Source organism: Vibrio sp. 378, assembly GCF_033339435.1.
This window is the reverse complement of the sequence record NZ_JAWOUO010000523.1, coordinates 1-720: the sequence shown is the minus strand read 5'-3', so window position 1 is coordinate 720 and position 720 is coordinate 1. Positions and strand designations below refer to the sequence as shown.

General features: G+C 44.3%; 1 protein-coding gene. It reads right to left on the bottom strand.

What is annotated here, in order from left to right:
* Window positions 1–26: 26 nt before the first annotated feature.
* Window positions 27–614, bottom strand: a complete 588-nt coding sequence (locus R7Q48_RS27305; protein ID WP_020841811.1) for a class I SAM-dependent methyltransferase — start codon at window positions 612–614, stop codon at window positions 27–29.
* Window positions 615–720: the final 106 nt, after the last annotated feature.

The following is a 720-nucleotide window of genomic DNA, read 5'->3' as shown; positions in this document are numbered from 1 at the left end:
TTTTTGTTTTTATTCCTGCGCTCAGATTAGCATTTCACTGCCGTGACGCTGAATACATGCCAATGTTTAGGCGTCCCGACTATGGTGGTGCCATCTTCATCTCTTTCATGCATGGAGACGATGTCATAGCCTTCAAAACATTGCTCGACTTGCTGGCGAGTGAGTGAGGTTAGATGAGCATGCGAGTTTGAATCAACCCAAGAATCGTTCACGCCTAAAAAGTCCCCGCAGAAAACACCACCTGATGGCAAAGAAGAATCGATTTGATTCCACACGTTTTCAAAGTGCGCTTTTGGGCAAAAGAACAGGCTGGCGCTAGCAATAAATAGGGTGCACTTAGGGTAATCAAAATCGCTGAAACACGCTTGCGAGATGGAGAAGTTCGACTGTTCAGAAAAACGCGTCTCACAGGTTTTTATTGCATCAGAGTTGTTGTCGAATGCGTGAACACGAAAGCCTTGTGCGAGAAGAAAATTGGAGTCTCTCCCTGTACCGCAGCCAGCGTCAACGGCAATTTTCTCTGCTAATGTGTGAAATTGTAGGGCTTTTTCTACATTGACCCTGTGTGGTTGTTGAGCGACTTTTTGATAGTACGGATCCCATGAAACTGACATTGAATTTCCTTTTCGTTATAAAAAACGCCATTCAAATCTGAATAGCGTTTTTGCTGTCTTTGAAGCTAGCCTACACAACTCTATTTTTTGCGGCGCTAACGGAATG

What these genes read in the sequence shown, in the direction of transcription:
- R7Q48_RS27305 (WP_020841811.1), bottom strand. Translation starts at nt 614, where the DNA reads ATGTCAGTTTCATGGGATCCGTACTATCAAAAAGTCGCTCAACAACCA.